Origin of the sequence: Streptococcus sp. HMSC073F11 (assembly GCF_001810785.1) — a bacterium.
GTDB lineage: Bacteria > Bacillota > Bacilli > Lactobacillales > Streptococcaceae > Streptococcus.
The window spans coordinates 124,638-128,053 of the sequence record NZ_KV802691.1 but is presented as its reverse complement, the minus strand read 5'-3'; the positions used below and the strand labels follow the sequence as shown (position 1 = coordinate 128,053).

General features: G+C 42.9%; 1 protein-coding gene. It reads left to right on the top strand.

What is annotated here, in order from left to right:
• Positions 1–3,416, top strand: a 3,416-nt coding sequence (locus HMPREF2764_RS06370) for a DUF1542 domain-containing protein (RefSeq protein WP_261673656.1), incomplete at both ends; no start/stop codon positions are given.

Sequence of the window (3,416 nt, the reverse complement as noted above, 5' to 3'; positions counted from 1 at the left end):
AAGAGAAAACTGCAGCGAAAGCTGATGCGAAAGCCAAAGCCGACGCAGCGAAGACTGCAATTGACAATGCAACCACAAACGATACCGTAACGCAAGCTAAAAACGACGGAGCGACAAGTGTATCATCAGTCACTCCAACACCAACAGCTAAACCGGCTGCTAAGAAGGCCATCGAAGATGCGCTGAAAGCTAAGGAAGCAGCAATCAACGCAAATAATGACTTAACAGACGAAGAAAAAGCCAAAGCTAAGCAAGAAGCGCAAGACAAGGCAGCTGCAGCGAAACAAGCGATCGATAATGCGACAACAAACGCGGGAGTAGACCAAGCTAAGGCTAATGGAACAACAGAAGTAAATAATGTAAATCCAACAGCAGTGGCAAAACCAGCAGCTAAAAAAGCAATCGACGATGCCCTAAAAGCTAAAAATGACGCGATTGATGCTCGAGATAATCTGACAGCTGAGGAAAAAATAGCAGCTAAGGAAGAAGCTAAAGCCAAAGCCGACGCAGCGAAGACTGCAATCGACAACGCAACCACAAACGATGCAGTAACTCAAGCTAAAAATGATGGGGCAGCAAGTGTATCTTCAGTGACTCCAACTCCAGTAGCCAAACCAGCAGCGAAGAAAGCAATTGATGATGCGCTAAAAGCTAAGAACGACGCAATCGACGCAAATAACGACTTAACAGATGAAGAGAAAACAGCAGCGAAAGCTGATGCGAAAGCAAAAGCCGACGCAGCGAAAACAGCGATTGACAACGCGACAACAAATGATGCAGTAGAAAAAGCTAAAAATGATGGAGCAACATCGGTAGATTCGGTGACTCCAACTCCAGTAGCGAAACCAGAGGCGAAGAAAGCAGTAGAAGATGCACTTAAAGCCAAAGAAGCAGAAATCGATGCTCGAGATGATCTGACAGCTGAGGAAAAAACAGCAGCTAAAGAAGAAGCGAAAGCCAAAGCAGACGCAGTGAAGACTGCAATCGACAATGCGACAACAAATAATGCAGTAACTCAAGCTAAAAACGCTGGAGCAACGAGTGTATCTTCAGTAAATCCAACAGCGCAAGCTAAGCCAGCAGCTAAGAAAGCAATAGACGATGCGCTTAAAGCTAAGAACGATGCAATCGATGTGAACAATGATTTAACAGCTGAAGAAAAAACAGCAGCGAAAGCTGATGCGAAGGCAAAAGCCGACGCAGCAAAACAAGCAATTGACAACGCGACAACAAATGCTGACGTTGAGAATGCAAAAACTACTGGAGTGGCAGATGTAAACTCATTGAATCCAGTAGCGGTTAAGAAACCAGAGGCGAAAAAAGCAGTAGAAGAAGCTCTTAAAGCAAAAGAAACAGAGATTGATGCGAACAATGACTTAACAGCAGAAGAAAAACTAGCAGCTAAGGAAGAAGCTAAGGCAAAAGCAGATGCAGCTAAGAAAGCAATCGATGGAGCTGATACAGATATTAAGGTTGATGTAAATAGTATATCTGGTTTAAGTGATGTAAATTCATTTAGTCCAGAACCAGTTAAGAAATCAGAAGCTAAAAAAGCTGTAGATGAAGCACTAAAGGCAAAAGAAGCAGAAATTGATGCGAATAATGACTTAACAGCAGAAGAAAAATTAGCAGCTAAGGAGGAAGCTAAAGCTAAAGCCGATGCAGCTAAGAAAGCAATCGATGAAGCTGATACAGATATTAAGGTTGATGTAAATAGTATATCTGGTTTAAGTGATGTAAATTCATTTAGTCCAGAACCAGTTAAGAAATCAGAGGCTAAAAAAGCAATTGATGCAGCTCTAGAGAAGAAAATAGAAGAAATCGATGCTCGAGATGATTTAACAACTGAAGAGAAAACTGCAGCAAAAGCTGAAGTAGAAAATAAAGCTAATGAGGCAAAAGACGCAATCGATGCAGCAGATACAGACATTAAAGTAGATGTAAATAGTGTATCTGGTTTAAGTGATGTGAACTCGTTTAGTCCAGAAGCAGCTAAAAAACCAGCAGCCAAACAGGCAATAGATGATGCATTAAAAGCAAAAGAAGATGCAATAGATGCGAATGATGATTTAACAGCTGAAGAAAAAACTAAAGCCAAAGCAGAAGCTAAGGCAAAAGCTGATGCAGCGAAAGAAGCAATCGACAATGCGACAACAAACGCAGAAGTGGAACAAGCTAAGACTGCAGGAACGGCATCAGTAGCTTCAGTGACTCCAAAGCCAGTAGCAAAACCGACTGCGAAGCAAGCCATCGACGACGCGCTTAAAGCTAAGAACGACGTGATTGACTCTCGTACAGACTTGACAGATGAAGAGAAAGCTGCGGCTAAGTCAGAAGCAAAAGCTAAGGCCGACGCAGTAAAAGAAGCCATCGACAACGCAACAACAAATGCGGAAGTAGAACAATCTAAGTCAACTGGAACAACAGAAGTAAAAGCAGTAGATCCACAACCAGTAGCGAAGACAGCAGCTAAGCAAGCTATCGACGAAGCTCTGAAAGCTAAGAATGATGAAATCGACGCTCGGACAGACTTAACAGATGAAGAGAAAGCTGCGGCTAAGTCAGAAGCAAAAGCTAAGGCCGACGCAGTAAAAGAAGCCATCGACAACGCAACAACAAATGCGGAAGTAGAACAATCTAAGTCAACTGGAACAACAGAAGTAAAAGCAGTAGATCCACAACCAGAAGCGAAGACAGAAGCTAAGCAAGCCATCGACGATGCTTTGAAAGCTAAGACTGCCGAAATAGATGCACGTACAGACTTAACAGACGAAGAGAAAGCTACAGCTAAGGCAGATGCAAAGATTAAGGCCGACGCAGCGAATGATGCCATAGATAAAGCAACAACAAACGCAGCGGTAGACCAAGCTAAGGATAACGGAACAACAGAAGTAAACAATGTAAATCCAGAAGCAGTAGCGAAGCCAAAAGCTAAGAAGTCAATCGATGAAGCTCTTAAAGCTAAGAATGACGAGATAGAATCTCGTACAGACTTAACAGACGAAGAGAAAACCGCGGCTAAAGCAGAAGCAAAAGATAAGGCTGACGCAGCAAAATCAGCCATAGATAAAGCAACAACGAATGCAGAAGTCTACCAATCTAAGGCAACTGGAATCACAGCAGTGACTTCAGTAAACCCAGAGGCAGTAGCGAAGACAGAAGCTAAGCAAGCCATCGACGAAGCGCTTAAATCTAAGACTGATGAAATCGACTCTCGTACAGACTTAACAGACGAAGAGAAAACTGCAGCCAAAGCAGACGCTAAAGCGACAGCAGATGCAGCAAAATCAGCCATTGATAATGCCACAACCAACTCAGAAGTCGACCAAGCAAAGTCAACTGGAACAAGAGAAGTAAATAATGTAAATCCAGACGCAGTAGCGAAGACAGAAGCTAAGAAATCTATCGACGAAGTT